Here is a 24,087-nt window from a genome sequence, read left to right as displayed (position 1 = left end):
CTAAACTCATTGTAAGAGTTTGGATGTGGCTCTTTCTATGTCTATGGATAAAATCTGTATGCTACACTGATGTTTGTTATAGGTTTAGTGTTCTTTTCCTTACAGAAGTAAGTGTTCTCTCCTTATTAATTCTCTGCCATCAATGAAATGTTAGGGAGGAGGGACAGAGGGGGAGCTTTATTCCATTAGATAATCCCCTCCTTTGGAGGGGTTAGGGGAGGTTTTTAATCAATAAACCTCTTTGTTATCTCTCCATATTCATCTATTCGTCTGTCACGCAGGAAAGGCCACCAACGACGCACATTCTCGCTGTGGTCGAGGTCGATATTGAGGATAACGCTCTCCTCATCATCGTCACAAGCACGATAGAGTAGTTCGCCCTGTGGCCCAGCAACAAAACTACTTCCCCAGAACTGAATACCTTGTGTTTGCTCACTTGGGTCTGGTTCATGGCCGACACGGTTGACAGCAATCACTGGTAAACCGTTGGCAACAGCATGACCACGCATCACTGTTGTCCAAGCCTCACGTTGACGCTGTTTCTCCTCGTCTGTATCACTACTTTCATAGCCGATGGCTGTAGGATAGATAAGCATGTCTGCACCTTGTAAGGCCATCAAGCGAGCTGCTTCAGGATACCACTGATCCCAGCAGACAAGTACACCGAGACGGCCCACACTCGTGTCAATAGGATGGAAACCGAGGTCGCCTGGTGTGAAGTAGAACTTTTCATAATAGGCTGGGTCGTCTGGAATGTGCATCTTACGATACTTACCAGCAATACTGCCATCCTTCTCTATCACTACAGCTGTGTTATGATAAAGTCCCGGTGCGCGTTTCTCAAAAAGCGATGTCACGATGACAATACCCAATTCGCATGCCAATTCACCATAGAAGCCAGTAGATGGACCCGGTATAGTCTCGGCTAAGTCGAACTTATTTACGTCTTCTGTCTGACAGAAATAGAGTGAGTTATGTAGCTCTTGAAGGATTACAAGCTCCGCACCACGTTGTGCTAAGTCTGTTATACCCTCTGCCAGTCGTTCTATATTGTTCTTGATGTCTGCAACATTATGCTGTTGCAAGAAACCTATTTTTAGTTCTCTCATAATAAAGGTGTTTGCCTTGTTGATGTTTATTGTTCTGTGTTTTAAGATTACAACACTGTCTTCTGTCACGATAATGAGGCGAGTAGGGCTATCCGTTTAATGGCAGCTGCATCGTCAAACAGTGTATTGAGCCATGCTGTCTTATGATAGTTCGGCTGTCTATGCCGATGACTTCACGGTCGGGGAAAGCCTCTTGAATTATATCCAAAGCTACTTTGTCCTTTTCGGGTTGGTTGTAGGTTGGGACAAGCACTGCCCCGTTGATGATAAGGAAGTTGGCATGTGTCGCTGGTAGGCGTTCGCCATTATCATAGATAGCATCAGGCATAGGAAGGCGGAGTAGACGATAAGGGGCACCATCGATTGTACGAAGCTGCTTTAATTGTTCCTCCAAAAGTCGGAAATCCTCATAGTGTTCGTCTTCTTTGTCGTCACACCCTATATATAATAAGGTGTGATTGGGTGCAACTCGTACGATGGTATCAATATGTCCGTCGGTGTCATCACCTGCCAACTGACCATAATCCAACCAGACAACCCGCTCAACATTGGGGAAGAAAAGGCGCAGTCGTTTGTCTATACCCTCTTGTGTGAGCGGTTGGTTGCGGTGTGGTGCCATTAGGCAACCCGTTGTTGTGAAGAGTGTGCGGTCTCCATCGCTCTCTATCGAACCGCCCTCCAGCACGAAGTCCTTGTGGTTCTCCAATACACCTTGTAAGAGTCCTGCTTCATAAAGTTGGCGGTTAATTCTATTGTCCTTTTCTGCTGCGAACTTCTCGCCCCATCCGTTGAAACAAAAGTCGAGTAGGCGAAGCGCTTGTAAGCTACCTTTCGGCTCCTTGTCTGATACGAGTGAGATGGGTGCAACGTCACGTGCCCATGTGTCATTGTTATCACAAGCAAAGAGCGTCACACGCTTTATCTGTCCTTCAGTCAGCCTTTCTGCTAATAGGGAATGTACTTTTTCCGTATCACGTACCGTAATCAACAATGGTTCAAAACGTGTGATAGCGTCTGCCATCTGTAGATAAACCTCGGTAATCTCGTTCAAGTACGGGCGCCAGTCGGTGTCCTCATGCGGCCATATCAGTATAATCCCGCTTTGTGGTTCCCACTCAGCAGGCAATCGGAAGCTATGATTTTCGTTCGTGTTCATACTGCAAAGATAAGAAAAGAAAATGTGATAAACCTCTTTCCAGTCCCTTTTTTATGGTTCATCCGTCTTTTTCGAGTGACGTTTTAAGCATCTCATTTAACCTATGTGTCTGTTTTCTGACTCTTTTGCGTCTGATGGCAGCTGTGGAGGAACACCTCTTCTATAAAGAATCTCAGTAATCATTCCATATCTAAGCAAAGTCAGTAAAATCGTAAAATATCATCACATTGACTCGAACTATATTCTTTCAAAGTAGGAGTGTGAAATCCTCTACAGTTGCGTTTGTAACCTGCAATAAATCAATATGTTACCAATACGCATGAAGAAGACGCCCTTCTTGCCTCAAGAAAGGCGTCTTCAACGTACAAGAAGGGCATGTTCTCGAATGCAGTTAGGCCTCCTCTTGTTTTCTTACCAGCCTATGGTTGAACAGAGAAAGGAATGATTACCGAAATTCTCCTACAATTTCAGTCTGTACATTTAGCGTTTCATCCCCCCTTTATCTTGCTTTGTTATGGGAGATAAGCTCATCTTCTCTTTTCCTCTCTACCATTTCCCTTTAAGCAGTAGTATTATTTTTCATTTATTGTTTACTTAGTTTCTGACGGGTTAAACTTGTTACTCGTCCACCAGTCACTACTCTTGAAAAATACTGTAACTGTCTACTTTATAAACTCTTCACGTGGAGTTTCAATAATAGACATCACAAAGGTATCATTCGCTTTACGATTCTCTTCGTCTGAAGCAAGGCGGTCTCTCTCAGCCTCATACAGAGCCTTAATCCTCTTAGGTCCCTCTATCAACATGATAGCAAAATAGCGGTTTATCTCGTGTGCACTGTTATGATCTTCCTCGTAGAGTCTCTTGAAGTTTTCTTCAGCACGCTTGTAGTAGTCCATTGCCTCCTTCTTGTTTCCCATCTTCTCATAGAACATACCTGCACCAAGAATTGTGTAAGGCTCTGTTGGGTTACGCTTTAGGTAAGCATTTAGCGTCTCTAATGCCTGCGTAACATTGCCTTGATCATTGAGGTACTTCGCCTTGTTTGCGTAAGCCAGTTGGTAGTCAGGATCCTTTGCTATAGCATTGTCGAGTAGGGTCAACGCCTTTTTCACGGAGTCAGGTGAGTTCGACCGATATGTATATGCGTTTACTGCCTGATTGTTTAGTACTATTGCAGCTGAGTCAGGTTTATGTCCACAACAAAGTCCCTTATTGCGCTGCGCATTACAGGACATCAATGATAGAAATAAGAATAGCGATGATGCTAAAAGAAAGTTACGATTCATAGTCTTTAATATATTAAGTTTAATAATTAGATAATTCTATTATTTAGGTTGGCCTCTATTCTGATGAGGCATATCTACCTCAACGTTTATACAAACGCTAAAGTTCTTCTCGTTGCAAAGATAATATTTATTTGTAAAATACGAAATTAATTGTTACATAAAACAGCCGTTCCTTAAGGAAATAGTAGGCTACGCTTCAAAGTGATACTCCACGTTGTCGGAATATAACTTACCTCGTACTGCCTAATTACGATACTAATGTAAGCAAACACGGAGAGATTTGTCTTACTTTTGCAAGTTCTATCACTTTGTTTATGGGTAGAAACTCCTTTTCATAATCATGGTGGTTTGGTAAATTGATATACATCAACTCGAAGCGTTGATATAAATCAATTAGGTCGTTTGATACGTGTCAATAGCATTGACGTCAGTCAATTATTGATGAAAAAACGGCTTGAAAAAGCAAGTTTTCTTTGTCAGATATTGGAAAGTGTACTAACTTTGCAATCACAAAACAACACAAACGGCACCTCATAAGGATAACAAGAGGTTGCCACTGAAAGGGCTTCAGTCTCAGTAGGGAACACAAAAAAAGATTGTATAACTCAGAGTAAAGAAAGGAAACATTATGATGAAGAAAGTAAAGAATATGAGTTTTATGCGTAAGTTAGTTCATTATTTGACACATGGCATTAGTGAATATAATATAGGTCGTGCGAACTGTCTGGCATAAAGAATGGTTCAGACCTATAACTACGCAAGTAGTTTGAAAGAAAGATTAATTGAGAGAATATAAAAAAGAAGTCGGGTTAGAGTCTATATAGATTCTGGCCCGATTATATTTTGTAGGTGTCTTCTGTGTCATAAATTTATGTCCTCTATTTGAGAAGGGGTTTGTTAGCCTTGATAAGAAACGCTTAAGCGGTGCAAGATTCAAATATCCTTGCATATATAGGCTTTCACATAAATGAGTAAGACGGTAGAATATTAATAATTAGATGTTATTTTTACTTAAAATGTAATATATTTGTTTTCTATAAGAGGATTATTCTTTTTTGTGCTTGTGTATTTACTCGAAAATACTTAATTTTGTCCACAATAAAGAAATAAAGCAAAAACTGTGGCCCATCTGTGAAGCGATGATTATCAAGACTTCCCCATCGTATTAGCAATGTGGTTCAATAATAAACAATAAAATAAAGTCTATGGGGAGTCGACTCAAAAAAGTTATGGAAGAAATGAATACTCCTAGGCCAAATAACTATTTGGCTCTTGCGATTTTCACAACTGTTTGCTGCTGTTTGCCAGCAGGTATTTATGCGATTATTCGCGCTATGAAAGTGAATGATTACTATGCGATGAAGCAATACGACGAAGCTAATTTAGCAGCTAATGATGCTAAGAAGTGGAGTATTATCGGTATTGTTGGAGGTGCGATAGTTTCTATTCTTTACCTTGTTTTCTGCGGTGGTTTGGCAGCTCTTGGGTCACTCTCTGGTGCTCATTAAATCTTGAAAGGTAGTGTAAAGTCTATAGGTTGGCTCTGTTTGGTAGCCTTCCTATTAACTCTATATTATTTCTATAATCCTGTTACGACGTTATGGACGCCTAAATGTCCGTTCAAGCTCGCAACAGGGTTGCAGTGTCCTGGGTGTGGTATACAGCGTGCATTGCATGCTCTATTGCAAGGGCATTTCTTAGAAGCAATCCATTATAATTATTTCCTTCTGTTTTCTGGACCATACATCTTGTCGTTTGGTGTCCGTGCCTTACTCCCACAAGGGCAGGCTAAGGATAGTCTGACTAAGGTAATAGAAGACAGACGGCTTATATGGTTGTATATAATCCTCTTCTTTATTTGGTTTATTGTAAGGAACATATTAAAGATATAGTGGAGATATAAGACTTCCCTCCTTAAATGGATTAATGTATTAACTATTCAACCTCGTGTAAATATTATGGAATCAGAACAACTTAATAGCATATTGGTATTGCTTTCTTCTAAGATACCTGCGGGATGTATTCCGAGTGTACGTGCAAGATTGGAGAGCTCGGATGTAAGTGCAGAAGAAATAATGGCATTTACGAGCCAAATGAGTGACCCTACTGTAGCGATGATTCTGTCAATACTTGTTGGAATATTGGGTGTCGATCGTTTTTATATAGGTGACACTGGTTTAGGTGTTGGTAAACTACTGACATGTGGAGGGTGTTATATTTGGTGGCTGATAGATATCTTCTTGATAATTGATGCTACTAAGCAAAGGAACTTTGAGCGGTTGTCACGCTATCTCGCTATTGCGAAATAGTCTGCCTTCCCTATAAAAGAGTAATCCCTTATCTGGTTTTTTCGTTGTGAAATAGCCAGATAAGGGATTGTGTTTAGTAGTAAAGCCTTTATTTGTAAAACTATAGTAATTCTACATTCTCAATTTTGATATCTTTTGTTGGACGGTCATTGCGGTCAGTATCACAGTTTTGGATGCGTTCAACAATATCAAGTCCTCCCTCTACTTCACCGAAGACAGTATATTGATTGTCGAGGAAAGGAGTACCACCAACGTTCGTATAAGCCTCTATTTGTTCTGGCGTAAAGGCAGGCTTCCCTTGTTGCTTACAGATAGTTTTAGTCTGTTCTATCAGTTTCTCTTGTAGCTCCTGCAGTCCTGTTCGGTCACGATTACGTCTTAAATTCATGATTTCTTCATGATGCTCCTTGGTAAGCTGATTGAAAACCAACTGTTCTTGTTGCATTGCCATCTGATGTTCCATCTGCTTTAGTTCAGTAGGCTTATAAGTCTTTCCCCATACAATGTAGAACTGACTACCACTACTTTCCCTATTAGGATTAACTTCATCACCCGTACGGGCTGCACTCAAGGCACCACGTTTGTGGAAGTATTGTGGATAAACAAACTCCGCAGGGATGGTGTAGTCTGGTCCACCTGTTCCTAACATCTTACCCTTAGGTGCGTTTTTACTATCAGGATCGCCGCCTTGTATCATGAAATCCTTTATTACTCGGTGAAAGATTGTTCCGTTGAAATACTCTTCTTTCACTAATTTGAGGAAGTTGTCACGATGTTTCGGTGTCTCATCATAGAGGCGAATAGTGATATCACCTTCTGTTGTCTTTATTTTTAGTCTTGTTGCCATAGTGCAATTATATGATTGTTTCTTATTAAAAATGATGATTGTAGGCAATAGTAATAGTCTGATTAGTAGTAACTTGTCAACTCGTTCACTATCAACTTGTCAACCTGTTTACCATCAACTTGTCAACCTGTTTACCATCAACTTGTCAACTCGTCTACCATCAACTCGTTCACTTTACTCACAATCCTCTTGCCTTAAAGATTCTCTCTTTAGCATCGTTAATCTCTTGGAATTTCTTTTCTGCAGCCTTCCGTATGTCGTCTCCCAAGGTTGCCACACGGTCGGGGTGATGCTTTAGTGCCATCTTACGATAGGCTGCTTTAACCTCATCATCAGTTGCTGATGGAGAAACCCCTAACACCTTATAGGCATCTTCAATGCTGCTACTTGCTTCTGCACCGCTTTCTAAGTTGAGCATAGACTCAACATCTTGCATAGAAAGTCCTATGTATAGGGCTACCTCCTTCAGTGCAGCAACCTCTTCTGGGCTTATTACACCATCAGCTTTTGCGATGATGACAAGGTAGTTAAGTAATTGAAGACGTTGACTCACACTTGTGTGGAAGCGAATCTCAACACAGCTCTTACGAATGGTCTCCTGGAATTGGACCGGTCCTTGCTGCTTTTGTACGTCAAATAACTTCAGTAGAATGGCTTCTCCTTGGCTGACAGCCTGTTCACCAAAGTTTACACGAAGGAACTGGCGTACATATTCCATCTCAGAGTGCATTATCTTACCATCGGCTTTTATAATGTAGGAGGAAAGGACAAGCATAGAAAGTAAAAAGGAATTTCGCTCTCCTTCGAAAGAATTTGTATCTTCAAAATGGTCTTGTTCATCATATACTCTATATTTATTTGCACTAAAAGGGAGGTCTTCTCCATTTGAAAGCGCTATGTCGAGTAAACTACCTATGTAAAAGCCAACTAAGGCACCCAGCGTATTTCCGCTAATTATCCAACCTAATGCGCCACCAATCCACTTTGCGATTGCCATATTCTTTTCTTTTTTTCAATGTTACTTCAAATCAAAGTTTTATTTTAATTCAGATACAAAGATAATGCCAAAGTTTATATCTTTTATCGGTAATGCCATGTAAATTTTGCTATCTGGGAGATTATTGCAAAGGATATAGGGCATGATAATAGTAACGAAGGCGACAAACTCAGTACTATATTTACTCTTTTATTTATGTTTGCAGACAGATTAAGATACCCTGTCAATAAACTGAAGAATAATTGTTTATATGCTCGGAGGGAGTGATAGGGGTAAAGGGCATGTCAAACGATAGTTTGGGGAACTGACCTTAGTTGTTCATAAGAGGATTATGATGTCTTGTAGTAATAGGAATTGTCTTTCTTTCTTTTTTGTTCCCTCTATGCGTTTTGGGTTTGGATGTTGAATGTTGGGTGGTGATGATTTGTGGTATTGGGTGATGGAATGGTAGTAGGATCTTGTTAGAAATGTGTTATATCACGCTATGAGGATAAAGCTTCTGCTGTTAGTTGTGTAGAAAGAAAGTTGTATTAAGGCTTATTCTTTTGCATTTTTCGGTAATTGAATACCTAATATTTGGTAGTTGTGATGGAAGGATGATAGACAAAATCAAGGTGAAGAAAAAGTGGGTTATCACTATTTTTTCTGCCTGTTATCGGAGGGATATTCGCTAAAGAAGAGATGTTTATGAACTGATTTGAGCCTATAAAAAACAAGGCATGGTCTCTTGGAATAGAGGCCGTGAGAAGTAATGATACTCAGATGCTCGTATGTAGACTTTCTTACTTAGGGAGGAGTTGTTGTTTTAAGCTCAGTTGGCTTCTTAAGATACAGTCAGCTTGTTGGTTGTTTTAATTCTATTATGAAGGTGCTAATGTGGAAAATTGGACTAAATGTCCTGATAGTCTGGTATTGCCTCAAGAAACGTGTATGTCTGGTTGTCATAATCCATCTTGCAGATATAGGTGTCTATGCCATTTGATATAATGAGGTAATCAACATGGAGTAGGAGGTTGTAAACAGATATCTGTTCAAATACTTTTTGTGTTAATGGTATGGTAGGTGCTTTGTATTCAATAATCATCCTCGGACGAAGCTGATTATCGTAAAGCACACTATCAGCACGAACTTTCTTCTCGCCAACTTGTAGTGGAACTTCGTTAGCAAGTAGGGGAGCAGGATAGCCTTTGTGGTCAATAAGATAATGAATAAAGTGTTGTCGCACCCATTCCTCTGGAGTGAGTGCTACATATTTTCTGCGGAGTATATCAAGAATCTGCTTTCGTCCGTTTGTCTCCCTTACTCTAAGCTGGTAAGGAGGGAGGTTGAGCTGTATCATAACTAAATATCTTATATATAATAAGGTGGAAGGGTATGGCGAAAGTCAAATGAAAATTTTGTTTTCTATCTCTTTTCTATTAACTTTGCATGAAAGACCGTATCGTAAGAGGCTCGGGAGGTGTAACCCTTTAGACCACCTTCTGTCAGTATGGACTTATTGCCGTTGTTCTCTTAGGTCGTATTACGGTTTATCGTTTATGCAAAGTTAATAAAAAAGTAAATGCCAACAAAGCAAGGACCAACATTTCAGAGTATAATGCAGGATCTGAAGAATAAGAAGTATGCACCCATCTATATGTTAATGGGTGAAGAGTCTTATTATATCGATCAGATTTCTGGTTATATAGCAGAGCATGTTCTTTCTCCTGAAGAACGAGACTTTAACCAAACTATCTGCTTCGGTTCAGATGTTACAGCCGTTCAGGTAGCCGATATGGCAAGGCGTTATCCTATGATGGCCGAGTTTCAAGTAATAATAGTTAAAGAAGCACAGAATATCCGTTCTTTAGAAGCTTTGGAGAAGTATCTCAAGAATCCTGTAAAATCAACTATCCTTGTATGGTGTCATAAGAATGGGAAAATTGATGCACGTAAGAAGGTTGTTGGATTGGCACAGACAGTAGGGGTTGTTTTTGAAAGTAAGAAGTTGCGCGACTATCAGCTCCCTGATTTTATCCAAAGTTACTTAAGGGAAAGAAATGTAAGTATTGATCCCAAGTCATGCCAGATGGTAGCCGATCATATTGGAGCTGATCTGAGTCGACTCACTTCAGAGTTGAATAAAGTACTTATATCTCTTCCGGCAGATAGCCTTCGTGTAACACCAGAGGTGGTGGAAAAGGAGATAGGGGTAAGTAAGGACTTTAATGCTTTTGAACTTAGAAATGCTATTATTCAGAAGGACTGTTTCAAGGCTAATCAAATTGTGAAATATTTTGACAATAATCCCAAAGCTGGTTCTCTTTATTCTTTCCTTCCATTACTCTTTTCTTATTTTCAGAATCTTATGATAGTTCATTATACTCCTCAGAGAGGTACAGAACAAGGGATAGCTTCTGCTTTGGATTTACGTAATACATGGGGAGCGAAGGATTATATTATAGGATTAAAAAACTATTCTGCACGTAAAACGATGGACATTATTTCTAAGATTCGGGACATAGATGGAAAGAGTAAGGGATTAGATAATCCTAATACTGGTGCGGGAGATTTGATGAAAGAGCTCATTTTCTTTATTCTTCATTAAGAAATAGAGGGTAATTTGATATATTTTTAGCCGTAAAATCACTCTTTCCCAGTCTAAAATCATATTATTTTAAGCTAAAAGGAGCACTCTGAAAAGAGTGCTTTTTTTATGTTTTATCTTGATTAATAGCGTAATAGGCGAAATTACCCTATTCATTTTTCGCGTATTTTCCTGCATCTTTCCCCCAGTTCGCAAATACTTTAATAACGCTCAAAATGATAATTTTCGACAATGCTCAATTTAATTTTCACACTTGTTTTACTTTAATTATGTAGAGTTTGGAAACTACAAATGAGCATTATCATTTATATTTGTAAATACAAATGTAAACATAATAAAGTTATTTATTGCTCACATAAGTGTATTATCTTGTTATGTAAATGTGTATATTTACTTTTATTAATCGAGATGTATTTTTATGCACGTACTAATTATGGCATATAAATACTAATATATCAGTACATTATAAGAATATAATATTGTTTTAGTTACCTAACCCTTCTTTTATTCCCTTATAATTCGCATATTTGTACTATTTAGGTTTAGATATGCTTAATAATGTGATTTATAACCAGTAATTTAGTAGTTCTGGTTTATTTATTTGTTCTGTACTCTATAGGTTTGTATATGTTACTTTGTAAATGTATAAGGCACATGCACACTTTTGCTATTTTGTGTTTGTAAAATGTAAATATTAAAAGTTAGATATACAAACATAATCTATTCAACTTATTATTTGGGTATATAAAATATTATGTTTACCTTTGTAAAGTTGTTAGAAGAGTGGCTAATCAGCCTAAAAACTCCTCTATTTACTAACAAACGATAGAATTTGAAATGAAAGATCGAATAAGACAGCTTATGGAGAGTCAGCACATGACTCAGCAAACTTTCTCAGATTTCATAGGAATCTCGTCTGCATCTCTCAGTAGTATTTTTACTGGAAGAACAAAACCGACTCTTAATACTGTTGAAGCTATCAAGAGTAAGTTTACAAAGATTAATCTTGATTGGCTTTTGTATGGACAAGGTCCAATGTTTAAGGATCAGACCGCTGAGCCTAATTCTTCTACAGGAGAGGCTGCAACCATGACTCCTAGAAGTTCTGAAGGCACGCTTGACTTTTCTAATTCTACAACTCCACCACTGGTAGAGACAGAACAGAGAAGTTTACCATATAATGATAATATGTATAAAATCCCTTCTCGTACAGAGGTAAAATATATTGACAAGCAGCAACGACGCATCACAGAGATTCGTATATTCTTTGATGATCAGACATGGGAGACTTTCGTTCCGAAGAAGTAAGTCTCTGATATGTCAATTAGACGTTCTCTAATCTATTGTCGGAGCATGAATTCTTATTTTCTTGGTAGTACTCAGTTAAGTGTTTTTGCTTCGTCATGTTGTACCTTTATTGATTTCGATAGGCTACCTTGGGTCATATTCTTTAGAATAATGAGACACCTTTAAGTAGTGATTCTCGCTATCTCGCTTGGTATGTTATGTCTAACGATAACAGACGAACATAAATGATTCATGCTATATTTTAAGTGCTACGGTGATAAGTCTTGATAGTAGCATCCCTTGCTTTTCAGTAAACCTTTATATTGCTTCTTAACCAACTAATCTCCATATACCTAATAAGCTCGCACGAAATTTGGATTGTCCTACGACAAACCAAATCCGCCAGAATAATATTTCCTGTCATTGCTGTCATTAGAGATGACGTTACAACTAATTGATTTATAATGAGTTTATTTGAAATGTTAAAAGTGACAGCAACTTGAAATCAAAATTATTTGGTATTATTGTGACATTTCATGAGAGCGGAAAACTATTCCATCTCTTAAAGGACAACGCATAAGATGTGTTGTAGGGTGCGTTCTTATTCCCACATAGTTATATAGGTCAATAGGTTCTTTTTTACCGCATTACAACTTATAAAGCCTTTAGGTTCACTTGAAACAACAGGACAATTTTGTTTTTGATATGATAGTAATAATGGTGAAAGCAATTAGAGTAATGTTCTTTGGGTAGCCTTGCGATAACTATACAGCCGTATAGTTTTGTGTTAGAGAATGCTTTCAAGCTCTCACGTAGGTAGTTTCCTTACTGTTTATGAAGCTCTATTCATCCATATTTTGCTTAATTTTAATCAATCTTTAAGACTTGTATATAATTGGAGATGATGGTGAACTTATGTTATTCGTTGATTAATCTGGCACCAATAGTATATTTATAAGCATAATACGAGGAGATATAAAAACAAATAACTATATTTGCAGTTGAGTACTTTAGTTTGATAAGATAAACACCTTTGACAGCGTTAGTATTATAGAGGGGGTATAACTAAGTGTCCGTTGTAATATCTTTCTCAATGGTTATGTAATAAGCATATAATATTTGGCAGTTAATGTCTAAATCCAATAAGTCCGTAAACCCAAGTAATTAATATTGGTATAAGTAACAAAATCTACAAATTATCAAATCGTTATGGCAACTATCAATATAGAATATCTACCATCTATCAATTATTCCTTAATTAATAACGGGGTAGCAATATGCCAGTCTGTTGAGCTTTGTAATGACAAGGCTGATGATTTAAGGGATATAATAATAGAATGTTCTGGTGATTTTTTCCAAGACTTTCGTTCAAGCATCATCGCATCACTTAAGACTGGTAAGTCAATTCGTTTACAGGGTATGAGCTTATCTCTGAAGCCAACAGAGGTAGCTTTGGTAACAGAAAAGATTACGTCCACATTTACCATCAATGTATATGCTGATGCGCTGTCAGATGCAAAGAAGATTGTGTTTACTCATAGTTATGACATAGATATAATGCCATACGACCAATGGTTGGGAACCAGCATTCTACCGCAATGTCTTGCTTCGTTTGTTACGCCCAATCATCCTGCTGTAAACAATATTATAGCCAAGGCAGCCAGTAAGTTGAAGGAAGTGTCGGGGGCTTCTGCATTTACAGCATATCAGACAGGTAATTCAAATGAAGTACGAAAGCAGGTGGCTGCTGTGTATGGTGCACTTCATGCTGAGGGTATTGTATACCGTTCTGCTCCAGCATCGTATGAAGTTGTTGGACAACGTATTACACTACCTGACCAAGTCTTGACTTCTAAGGTTGGGAACTGCATAGAACTTACGCTACTCTTTGCAAGTGTACTTGAAAGTATAGGGCTCAATAGTGGTATTGTACTACAAGAAGGGCATGCTTACCTTGCTGTTTGGTTAGTCGACGACTGTTGTCAATATAGTGTTTGTGATGATGCTTCGTATATAGAGAAGAAATGTTCTGACGGCATCGATGAGATGCTTGTACTTGAATGTACACAAATTACAGCAGAGTCTACTACCTTTGAAGATGCTCAGAGTTTAGCCATAAAGAATCTTGCCAATACGGCAATCTTTGAGATGTTCATTGATATCAAGCGATGTCGACTTGAACAAGTGCGTCCTCTTCCACAGCGTGTCATGAATAATGGTGTATGGGAGGTTGCTGTAGAGGGAACAAGTCATGATGAGTGTATGCTAAATGTAAAGGAACACTCGCGTTTTGATCTGAGTATGCTAATGGACAACAAACGTGAGATAACCAAGCTGGATATCTGGGAGCGCAAACTTTTAGACTTCTCCTTGCGTAACTCAATGTTGAATCTTTATCTAAGGCAGAAGGCTATTCAATTTATTTCATTTGATATTGACCTGGTAGAAGACTATTTGCAAGATGGGATGGAATACCTAATTTCTTGCAAACCTGATGTAAGTTTTAAGATTAATGACGAGGAACGCCTTGTACGCTCTAAGTCTTTGCCAGAACTCCATGAGTTGATAACAAATGATATTAAACATCGTATGTTACATACTTATCAAACGGAGGCAGATACACGCAATACGTTGAAGAATATCTATCGAGCTTCAAAAAATGCTATTGAAGAGACAGGTGCAAATGCGTTATACCTTGCTATAGGTACACTGCGATGGTATGAAACAGAGATAAGTGAGAAGTCTCGTTATGCTCCAATATTAATGCTGCCTGTGGAAATGGTGTATAAAAAAGGCGATTACTATATTCGTACTCGAGATGAGGAGATTACTTTGAATATAACCTTGATAGAATTTCTACGTCAGAATTTTGAAATCAACATACCAGGCCTTAATCCCCTACCTACAGATGAGCACGGGGTAGATGTGAAGAAAATCTTTGCTATCATACGTGAGGTGCTTAAGAACAAAAAACGTTGGGATGTAGAAGAAGAATGTATCTTGGGCGTTTTCTCGTTCAGTAAGTTCCTTATGTGGAATGATATCCATAACCACAGACAAGAACTGCTTGAGAACAATATAGTATGTAGTCTTGTAGAACAAAAACTGACCTTTACTCCAAGCCAAGTAATATCAGAGTTGAAAGATAAGGATAAAGAGGTGAAGCCATCTGACCTTGCATTACCTGTCCCTGTAGACTCGTCACAGATGGCAGCCGTAATGGAAGCTGGTCAGGGACACTCTTTTATTCTATATGGTCCTCCTGGAACAGGTAAGTCGCAGACCATTACAAACCTTATTGCTAATGCTTTGTTCCAAGGTAAACGAGTACTGTTTGTTGCAGAGAAGATGGCAGCCTTGAATGTGGTACAGAAGCGTTTGGAGAAGATAAACCTTGGTCCATTCTGTCTTGAAATGCATTCAAACAAAATCACAAAGCGTCATGTACTTGAACAGTTGAAGAAGGCTATGGAGGCAACTCATATTCAACATCCAAAAGAATATGCACGTATTGCTGACGAACTCTATACTCAACGGTGTAAATTGATTGAGTATATGGAGGCACTCCATGATGTTAAAGGACCGGAGGGGATGTCTTTATTTGACTGTATCATCAGATATGAATCCATAGATGGGCCAGAGCTTGATATAGATGTGAACGATGCTGCATTTAAGCAACTGTTCAGAATAGAGAAAATGGATAATTATGCACATCTATTGAGTCAGAAGTATCAGGCTGTACTTAGTATTACGGGGACTCCTTCAAAACACCCTTTGCTTGGGCTTACTATTGAAGACGGCGACCTTGCCAATGTTGGATACCTATCATCACGACTCAAAACAGCATCTGAAACACTCCGTAAGGGTGATGAAGAAAGGCATAAGCTTTTGGAGGCTGAAGTTATAAAAGCTGAATTACTAAGAGATTGCAATGATGAAGTGTTATCTCAAGATGGTGAGGCGTTATATAATGAGTGGAGGAATATCAAGGCTAAGTGGTTTCTACCTCGCTTCTTTGCTAAAAGGAGTTTCTTAACTAAGTTGAAGCAATTTAATAGTTTTATTATTGAGCAAGATATTGATACTTTCCTCTCTAAAGTGTTAAATTATCAGCAATTACATAATGAGATAGTAACAATACAGGATGTTATATATACGTATTTTGCTGTAAGTTTTGATGATGATAAGCTCCCTACCCATGAAGACTTGAAGTGTTATGTACTGAAGCTCGATAACTGGCTTCAGCATACAGATGAAGCACGAGATTGGTATCAGTGGTGTGCTTATAAGACGGAGCTTGAGGTTGATGGTCTTGGCATCATCGCTCAATATATTGAAAATAAGGAAATTTCAGCCGAGAAACTGAAGGATGCCTTCTTTAAGAGAGTTTTCCGAAGTTTTGCCTGTGAGAAGATAGCGTCGTCACAGGTCTTACGAACCTTTGAAGGAACAATCTTTGACGAGACAATCTCACGCTACAAAAAACTGACAGAAGAGTTTCAATTACTCAGTCAGAAGGAACTTTACGCTCGATTGGCTGCGAATGTACCCCATGTGACAGACAGTATAGACAATAGTAGTCCTATTGGCTTCCTTAATAGAAACATTGCAAATGGTGGTAGAGGAGTCTCGCTCCGTGATTTGTTTGATAATATTGACACACTATTACCAAGACTTTGCCCATGTATGCTGATGAGTCCTATGTCTGTGGCACAGCTTTTAGATTTATCACGAAGCAAGTTCGACCTTGTTATCTTTGATGAGGCTTCACAGATGCCTACAAGTGAGGCGATAGGTGCAATTGCTCGTGGCAAGTCTTTAATAGTAGTAGGTGATCCGAAGCAGATGCCTCCAACAAGTTTCTTCTTATCAACAAGTGTTAGTGAAGATGAAGCTGATATCGATGATCTTGATAGTATTCTTGATGACTGCCATAGTCTTGGTATACCATCACTTCAGTTGAACTGGCATTATCGTTCAAAGCACGAATCGCTAATTGCCTTCTCTAATAATGAGTATTATGATGGTGAACTTATCACATTCCCATCTGTTGATGACCAAACGACGAAGGTAAAGTATTATTATGTAGATGGTGTGTATGATAAGGGTGGACGCCGTTCTAATAAGAAGGAAGCTGAGACTATCGTAGAAGATATCGTCAAAAGATTGCAGAGTGAAGACCAAACAAAGTATAGTATTGGTGTGATAGCATTCAGTCAGGTACAACAAAACTTAATTGATGACTTGTTAACTGAAAAGCTCGACAAGGATAAGAAACTGAGAGAAGCAGCTGAAGCATTATACGAGCCTATCTTTGTAAAGAACCTTGAAAACGTACAGGGTGACGAGCGTGACATCATCTTATTCTCTATTGGTTATGGTCCAGATAAGGATGGCAGAGTGTCAATGAACTTTGGACCGCTAAATAATAATGGGGGAGAAAAGCGTTTGAATGTGGCAGTAAGCCGTGCCAGAAGAGAAATGAATGTCTATTCGTCTTTGAAAGCATCACAGATTGATTTGAAACGTACTAAAGCTCGAGGTGTAGAAGGGTTGAAACATTTCTTAGAGTATGCGGAGCAACAAGTACTGATTAATACTTCTAATAATCATAAGGAGAACTCTGACTACATCATCTCTGAGCAGATTGCTGATGAACTCAGGGCTCATGGCCATATAGTAAATACCAATGTAGGGCGTTCAAATTTCAAGGTTGATGTGGCCATTGCAGATGCTGTCAATAATGACAATTATGCTATGGGTATTTTACTTGATGGTGAGGTCTATTATAATACGCAGACTACAAGAGATAGAGAGATTGTCCAACCAACTGTTTTGAACTTACTTGGTTGGAAGATAATGCGTGTGTGGAGTGTCGATTGGATTAATAATCCTGAACGTGTTATAGCACGTATTGAAAAGGTACTACAGCAGAACGGGAAGTTAGAAAAGGCATTCGTAAAGAATACTACCTTTGATGTTACAAAAGAAAAGGTGGAGAAAATTGAAAACAATGAGAAAGCCTATCATGCGTATCAAGGTTTGGAAGATACTGATGCTATGAGTGATGAGGTTCTTGCAAAAAAGATACTCGCATGCGAACAGCCTATGACATTGATGTATTTATGTCGATGTATCTGTGCACATAGGGATACTACAAGAGTTACCTCTTCTTTGGTGGCTTCGGTTAAGGACATTGCTGATAGGCTATTATTTGTTCAAGAGATAGGTAACTCTACGATATTGTGGACAGATAAAGCATGTGCTGATTCTTTCAGTGGATATAGACAGGCTCACGGAAGAGATATAACAGAAATACCTCTAATAGAAATAATGAATGCAATCATACTCACAGTACGAGAGCAGCTTTCTATCAAGACCGATGCACTGACTCTTCTTGTTGCAAAGAGGTTGGGTTTTTCGCGTCGTGGCTCTAAGGTAGATCAAGCATTAAAAGAGGGCTTAGAAGCACTTTTAAGTTCAAAGAGTATTTTAGAGGCTGATGGCTTTGTAAGGCTACCAGAATAAGGGGGTAATTCCTTTTGTCTGGCTCATTCAGCCTTTTAGAAACCTCATACCTTACTGAAATAACAATATATACTAACGAGATTAGGGGGCATACTATTCGCCTGAGATTAGTCAAGCCTTGGCGTCATTATGTTTCTGTGCCATCATACAGCGTATCTTGTAGATCAGTTAGTTATGTTTTATCTATGGGTGACTTTGATTGACACCTTGATGAAGTTGGAACATCTGCTAATATGACTGTAATGTTTATTCTCTTTAGACTTTTAAGTCTTCTTTACTATTAAGCTTCGATTTAGGTCTTCTTTGTTCAAATTTGACAGAAAAATATGGCCTGATGGTGCTTCTGAAAATAATCGGTTGTAAGCCCATCAGTACTATGACAATTGTGTCTAATATATCTCAACTTTTAGTAAATTTATTTATGTAGTATCATTCAACTTAGTTGTCAAGGTTTGTAATAGAAACTAAGCATCAGCTCTCTACCTCTAATATCTTGATTGCTAAAGCTACTTGAAAGCGTATTGTTAAGCCCATAGCTATAACTTTTATTATTAAAGACATTGTTCCACGCAAGACTTAAGTCGAAGTGTTTGGCTTTAAATATCAAAGTGAAGTCTTGAAAGAACATATCCTTAAACTTCTTTTGTGCTACCTCGTTATGATAGTATTCCGTCAAAGTTTCCATACTTAAAATCTTACAAAGAGGTATTCTAAGGCTTCCCTCATGCTTCCAACTATTTAGGTTAGACGTCTTTCCGAAAGCAGGCATCTTCATCTGATGAAAGCCATAAGTAAGTTTATAATTTAAATCTACACCCTTTATTAAACCTATATCAAGGTTAGAGGTTATATTTAAGTTCTTTGTGTCGTAAGGCATTCGTTGGCTATTCTGAACCATATAACTATTTATGGCATTATATAACGCCTTTACATTTAGCTTTCCTTTTAAGAAGCCTATGCCTTGTGAACCCATTAGGAACATATTCCAACTATTGTACTTCGTGTCTCCTTGTGTCAGTGATTCTACGATATAGTTGCCCACAAAATCTTGAGTTGATGTATAAGGAGAGTTTCCAAACGACTTTGTTATGCGTAATCGTATAGAAGTGCCTTTCAGAGCATCGCTATAAACAACTCCTATTCCTACGCTTTTCTCTTTGTTTAGATTATAGCCTGCCAGACCTTTATTTATATATTGATAATCTTGCAGTACCAAAGTTGGATAAAATTGGGCAGCATTAATCTGCATTGTATTAATGGATGCATCAGCCGAGAATGTCCATGATGCTGTGGCTTTCCATCTTATACGGAGGTTAGGGGAGAATAAAACTTTAGACTGACCATTATCTAAACTATACTTATAATGGTTGTACGACATATCACCCGATAACATAAAGTCTAAGTCTCTCACTATATATTCTACGCTTGGTGTGGCATAGAATCTCGCAAAGGTAAAACTACTTTTACCCATAAGCAGCCCTACGCTATCTGGAACTCCCACTAAATCAGAAGTAAAGCGGTGTTCTCCTGCATTTACTCCTATTTGTCCTGATAGAATAAACCTACCTATTCTGAAACTTCCTCTTACGTCTGTATTCGTTTCATAGTAATGTTGATTAATAGACTGCACCAGCGAATCGACATATAGTTGTTGCGGGCGTATATCCATTATATTCTTTGATTGCAGAGTAACAAGGCGTTTACCATATTTCTTCATTATACTGAAATTATCTTTTAATGTATAAATCGGAAGATTACCCATCATCATGTGCGGATTTGTCCCCTGTTCATTCAGCCATTGTTTGTTCCAAGAAAAGTCACCAGAAAGCTCATTTTTAAGATAGTGGTTTTTAGCGTTATTCTCGTATTTTATCTTTGCAAAGAGGTCATTACTTTTCTCCAAATACTGTTTTCTGTTTTCTATTGTCTTTATACCGCTATTCGTATAAAAGTCTGAATGGCGCAAAGAGGTAGCCTCATTGCGGTCATTGGCAAATGTAACCTGCACGCTTACCTGAGAATTTTCGTCTATACGCTGTAGCGCATTCAAACTAACAGCATGTGAGCGGTTAAATAATGAACGCCCTTTGAGCAATAAAGGCGATGGAGAAGGAAGGGCGAGCATAGCTGACAAAGGACTTTGTAGCTCATCAAAACTTAAAAGTTTGTCCGTCTCTCTCCTTATATTCTTACCTATATTATTTGTCTTATAGGTGAGAATTGTCTGAAAAGAAGGCTTCAGGCGCATGGCAAAGGTCTCAAAATTCCACAATCCTCCATGACTCTTTAGCCCTATGCCACCGCTGTAGGTCGTCATCCAGCGTGCCTTGGCTCCTTGTTTCATCTTAATATTGATAGCGTTATCGTCAGAATAAGTAAAATCATCTAACACACGGATAGGTTGATGATGCTTCATTACTTCTACTGTTGCGACGTCATCTTGGGGCAATGACTTTGTTGCCAAACCATATTTCCCTCCCATCAGATTCATACCTTCTATATAGAAGTTACTGATAGACTTACCTTCGTATTGTATCTCGCCATTCTCTTTATTCACATCAAAGCCCGGGACACGCGCAAGAACGTCAGCTAATGTTCGGTCTCCTTCTTTTTTATAGGTAGTGAGTAGATATTGAATGGTATCGCCTTTTATCTTAATTGGTTTTGCCTTTACAGTTATCTCCGATAAGGTTTTCGTATCTTCCTCTAAAGTGATATGCTGTGCAGGCATATCCATTGTAACCTTTAGTTCCTGCTTTTTATAGCTTATTGCTGAAATAGATAGAATATTACCTTCTTGCGCTGTGATAGTAAATTTCCCTTTAGTATCTGTCTGACAGAAATGTAATGTCTTTTTTGTGGTTGCATCTACAGTCTTGATAATAGCTGCAGACACAGGGTGTCCTCCTACGTCAGTAACGACACCTTCCACTATCCTCTGTGCACTTATTGACTGTACAAGTAGGATAAGTAAACATAAGGTAATATATTTCTTCATTAGTAATATCTTATTCTAACTCCATTTTTGGAAAAAAGGTTGTATTCTTTGGATAGATCGTAGGGTCTGAAGCCTTTTTTAAATAAGAGAGCCGGTCTATATCCTTATACTTTTTCTCCCAGAAATTATAAAACTTGACAGGTGACAACTGTTCTCTTTTAATGCTACTTGCAATTATGTCTAAATAGCCATCGCAATGTGCAGCTAAGATTAAACCTGGTAGTCCACCTAATTTCCACGGACCGAGCGGTAAAGGAATCTCCTCACTGAACCACACCTTCCAGTCTCGTCCACGGAAATGTGTGGTCGCCATCGTGCAATTAAAGCCTATGACACTTCGTGTACTGTCTTCGTGAATAACCCATTCCGGTGTGGGTATGTCTTCTGTTATCTTATAATGAGAGTCCCAAACCTGTGTGTAGGTTGTCATTTTTCCTTCTTCAAGATTTCTATAAAGATAGTCACCATGACCAGGACTTTCTACCTTATGGGTAGTCTTATTATTATTGCGAGCAGCTTTTATCTTTTCATTAATTATCGCCAAAGCTGTCTCAGGGTTGCTCCCTAAGGAATCGAAGCGCAAAGTATGATAGCTAAAGTATTCATTTACATTTTTCCCTATCCTAAGCGCATAGTCATCATAACTGTTAAGATACTTTGTGTGATAACTGATCTCGAGTATGCTCGGTTCGATGATATGTGTCTCTTGTCCAAAGCAACTAAGCAGTGACAACATGAATGTGATACAGAAAGCGTATAATTTCATAATCATTATTTTTGATTAACGTGTTTAGAGATAATCCACTGTCCATTAGTCTCTTTTCTTTATAGGTCTCATTGATAAAGATATTGCAAATATATAATAATATTCAATACGGCGCAACTATTTGAATAAAAATATTGCAAAGGATTTAATAGAACTTGGTAATAGCATTTAGAGGCTTTGTGATTAATGTAAAATATATTCACAGCTTCTTTCTAATAGATGCATTCCCTATAGGCTTATTTGAGATATTAATATCCCTTTGGTTTATATCATTTAGTCCTTATTTCATCATGTTTTGTGCCATCATACAGTGTCTTTTGAAAATAAGAAAGTTGAGTTTAATTTATGCGTGACTTTGGGTGAGGCATTGAGAAAGTAAAGATTTTATATACTTACAACCTTAGAGGCAGTCAATTCAATTGGGAGTTAGTCAACCTAACTGTGGCAGTGGTCCTCTGAGCTTGATGGACAAAAGGGAAACGGCTAAGCACTGTTGAGTTGCTTAATCCTTCTCAGGTGGATTGTAATATCTGAACCTATTGTGGTAAGAGGCATGTCTCTTCATCCTCACACTGCCCTAACTGGCGGGAAATAATGAGGTCCCTATGGGCGTTAAGGTTATGGAGACTACTGTATATATCATAGTCTGTTTATCAACCAACATGGCTATAAACGCTATGTACCTCCACAGGGTGCCCCATATAATCGGTGATGATAGTATAGCGTTCACCATTTTATGTTTTGTAATGAACGTGTATAAAACATCTTCATGCAACCACTCGACAAGGTTCTCTACCGGTTCACTCGTTTAATGCCTGTAGTAGTCTTTCTTTCCATACACCCTCCCACATATTCTCTTCTTCTATTGAGTAATTCTTTATGGTATAATAATCATGCTCATCCTTGTGATAGATATAACATCTGTCTACACAGTTAATTATCCACTTGAGAGCCTCTTTGTCTATATTCTTGTTGGTCGAAGCATATTCGATGATACGCTTTAACTTGTTAACATCATAAACTCCTTCTTCTATTAATTTATAGCAAAAGGTATCTTCCTCTTCATCATTCATATTCTTTGTAAGGAGGTCTTTAGTTTCTGCCTCCAATCCTGTACTTTGTTTCACTTGGTTTTTTCTCATTTTTACTACCATTCCATACGAAAGTGACAGAACTCATTGATACTGTGTAGTGGACAGTTTTATTGTTAAGACGTTACCTCCTTTTGTCTACCGCTACCATAGTTTTCACCGAGTCAGGTCATTTTATATTGTTCAAGTTGCTTTCTATAACCGTCAATATCATTATCATTAATGTGACAATTCATATTCTTTATCATATTCAATATACGTAATTGAATTGTCTTTTCTTGCGAGACAAGAGCATCGGAGCTATCTATCTGTAACGCACTTAACGCATAGATATCTACAGTCTCAATCATCTTTTTGCTACAGTACTCTATAGCAGTTACATCCTCTTCGTTTATAAAGTTTAAGCAATATGACAATGCTATCATTGCATTTTGAGCAAGAACTGCAACACAATTTCCATCATCATCTGTATCAGGAATATATTCTTCTATATACTTTTCTTTATCTAAAGAGATAGTATCTGCTATGTTCTTAAATCTCTCAGACGTACATTGAAAGAATATATCATCTATTAATCTAATGAGAAAAGATGTCAATTCTTTGTTTACAAAATATTTATGAAGATAAGTCTCCATTCTATACACGCAACTTATACCAAACAGTAATTGTTTGTTAGATGGCAACTTGTCTATTATATCATATAGATTATCTCTCATCTTTGCAACCTAAATATATTAAAGACTTTATCGTACCTATATTTTCCATTTGGCCCGTTCTGAGGTCTATCTTACATAAAATAAATCCCGACATCCATAACTTTCTGACATATTTAGGTATATATAAATAGTTCTTCTTTAGTAAAAACGGGCCACCAAATAGCTCCTCTTTACCTATCTTCTCATTATTAATATATAAAGAACCTATTAAAGGTGAACCTTGAGAAAACTCTATTAGTTCTCTATACTCGATAATATAATCTCCTATTCTCTGGCGTACAGAGAACTCCCATGGAGTTTCAGAAGTACTATGAATATCTTTTACTTGCATCTTATTCTGTTTTTTATTTTGACACCTTTTACATCACTATTGCTTGTATTATGTTGTTATAAAGCACCAAGATATT

At 38.0% G+C, this 24,087-nt stretch carries 17 protein-coding genes; 6 read left to right on the top strand and 11 right to left on the bottom strand.

Annotated elements, in window-relative coordinates; all coding sequences use genetic code 11:
- Nucleotides 1-224: 224 nt before the first annotated feature.
- From CHB62_RS04715 to CHB62_RS04705, 3 genes are all read right to left on the bottom strand, one after another.
- Entirely contained in the window at nt 225-1,109 is an 885-nt protein-coding gene (locus CHB62_RS04715; RefSeq protein ID WP_089365899.1) for a carbon-nitrogen hydrolase, read from the bottom strand.
- A gap of 88 nt (nt 1,110-1,197) precedes the next feature.
- Complete coding sequence (locus CHB62_RS04710; protein WP_089365898.1) at nt 1,198-2,265, bottom strand: agmatine deiminase family protein; 1,068 nt, start codon at nt 2,263-2,265, stop codon at nt 1,198-1,200.
- A 662-nt stretch (nt 2,266-2,927) separates the two neighbouring features.
- A complete protein-coding gene (locus CHB62_RS04705) occupies nt 2,928-3,554 on the bottom strand; it encodes a tetratricopeptide repeat protein (RefSeq protein WP_089365897.1) in 627 nt (208 codons plus the stop codon).
- 1,238 nt (nt 3,555-4,792) lie between these two features.
- Between CHB62_RS04705 and CHB62_RS04700 the strand changes: the two genes are divergently transcribed.
- The 3 genes from CHB62_RS04700 (at nt 4,793) to CHB62_RS04690 (ending at nt 5,863) form a co-directional block, all read left to right on the top strand.
- Complete coding sequence (locus tag CHB62_RS04700; protein ID WP_232214074.1) at nt 4,793-5,062, top strand: CD225/dispanin family protein; 270 nt, start codon at nt 4,793-4,795, stop codon at nt 5,060-5,062.
- 3 nt (nt 5,063-5,065) lie between these two features.
- Entirely contained in the window at nt 5,066-5,446 is a 381-nt protein-coding gene (locus CHB62_RS04695) for a DUF2752 domain-containing protein (RefSeq protein WP_317042973.1), read from the top strand.
- A 66-nt stretch (nt 5,447-5,512) separates the two neighbouring features.
- Nucleotides 5,513-5,863 (top strand): TM2 domain-containing protein, encoded by a 351-nt coding sequence (locus tag CHB62_RS04690; protein WP_089365896.1) that lies wholly within the window; start codon nt 5,513-5,515, stop codon nt 5,861-5,863.
- Nucleotides 5,864-5,963: 100 nt separating this feature from the next.
- Here CHB62_RS04690 and CHB62_RS04685 read toward each other — a convergent pair whose 3' ends face one another.
- The 3 genes from CHB62_RS04685 to CHB62_RS04675 all read right to left on the bottom strand — a co-directional run bounded on the left by CHB62_RS04685 (nt 5,964) and on the right by CHB62_RS04675 (nt 9,046).
- On the bottom strand, nt 5,964-6,710 hold the full coding sequence (locus CHB62_RS04685) for a peptidylprolyl isomerase (protein WP_089365895.1): 747 nt from the start codon (nt 6,708-6,710) through the stop codon (nt 5,964-5,966).
- Nucleotides 6,711-6,888: 178 nt separating this feature from the next.
- The gene (locus tag CHB62_RS04680) at nt 6,889-7,707 is read right to left on the bottom strand and encodes a DnaJ domain-containing protein (protein ID WP_089365894.1); all 819 of its coding nucleotides are present in this window, start codon (nt 7,705-7,707) and stop codon (nt 6,889-6,891) included.
- An 889-nt stretch (nt 7,708-8,596) separates the two neighbouring features.
- Nucleotides 8,597-9,046, bottom strand: a complete 450-nt coding sequence (locus CHB62_RS04675) for a type I restriction enzyme HsdR N-terminal domain-containing protein (RefSeq protein ID WP_089365893.1) — start codon at nt 9,044-9,046, stop codon at nt 8,597-8,599.
- Between the two features lie 222 nt (nt 9,047-9,268).
- Between CHB62_RS04675 and holA the strand changes: the two genes are divergently transcribed.
- The 3 genes from holA (at nt 9,269) to CHB62_RS04660 (ending at nt 18,109) form a co-directional block, all read left to right on the top strand.
- Nucleotides 9,269-10,294, top strand: a complete 1,026-nt coding sequence (gene holA / locus CHB62_RS04670) for a DNA polymerase III subunit delta (protein ID WP_089365892.1) — start codon at nt 9,269-9,271, stop codon at nt 10,292-10,294.
- Nucleotides 10,295-11,131: 837 nt separating this feature from the next.
- Nucleotides 11,132-11,602: a helix-turn-helix domain-containing protein gene (locus CHB62_RS04665; protein ID WP_089365891.1), complete on the top strand. Its 471-nt coding sequence runs from the start codon at nt 11,132-11,134 to the stop codon at nt 11,600-11,602.
- 1,188 nt (nt 11,603-12,790) lie between these two features.
- Complete coding sequence (locus CHB62_RS04660; RefSeq protein WP_089365890.1) at nt 12,791-18,109, top strand: DUF4011 domain-containing protein; 5,319 nt, start codon at nt 12,791-12,793, stop codon at nt 18,107-18,109.
- 445 nt (nt 18,110-18,554) lie between these two features.
- Here CHB62_RS04660 and CHB62_RS04655 read toward each other — a convergent pair whose 3' ends face one another.
- From CHB62_RS04655 to CHB62_RS04635, 5 genes are all read right to left on the bottom strand, one after another.
- Nucleotides 18,555-21,107: a carboxypeptidase-like regulatory domain-containing protein gene (locus tag CHB62_RS04655; RefSeq protein WP_089365889.1), complete on the bottom strand. Its 2,553-nt coding sequence runs from the start codon at nt 21,105-21,107 to the stop codon at nt 18,555-18,557.
- A 10-nt stretch (nt 21,108-21,117) separates the two neighbouring features.
- Nucleotides 21,118-21,879, bottom strand: coding sequence for a GLPGLI family protein (locus CHB62_RS04650; RefSeq protein WP_240616167.1), 762 nt, complete (start codon nt 21,877-21,879; stop codon nt 21,118-21,120).
- A 794-nt stretch (nt 21,880-22,673) separates the two neighbouring features.
- The gene (locus tag CHB62_RS04645) at nt 22,674-23,015 is read right to left on the bottom strand and encodes a hypothetical protein (RefSeq protein WP_089365888.1); all 342 of its coding nucleotides are present in this window, start codon (nt 23,013-23,015) and stop codon (nt 22,674-22,676) included.
- A 113-nt stretch (nt 23,016-23,128) separates the two neighbouring features.
- Complete coding sequence (locus CHB62_RS04640) at nt 23,129-23,680, bottom strand: DUF416 family protein (RefSeq protein WP_089365887.1); 552 nt, start codon at nt 23,678-23,680, stop codon at nt 23,129-23,131.
- A complete protein-coding gene (locus tag CHB62_RS04635) occupies nt 23,670-24,011 on the bottom strand; it encodes a hypothetical protein (RefSeq protein ID WP_089365886.1) in 342 nt (113 codons plus the stop codon). Before CHB62_RS04635 ends, CHB62_RS04640 begins: the two co-directional genes overlap by 11 nt.
- Nucleotides 24,012-24,087: the final 76 nt, after the last annotated feature.

It is taken from the genome of Prevotella jejuni (assembly GCF_900187995.1).
Classification (GTDB): domain Bacteria; phylum Bacteroidota; class Bacteroidia; order Bacteroidales; family Bacteroidaceae; genus Prevotella; species Prevotella jejuni.
This window is presented reverse-complemented; position numbering and strand designations above follow the sequence as displayed.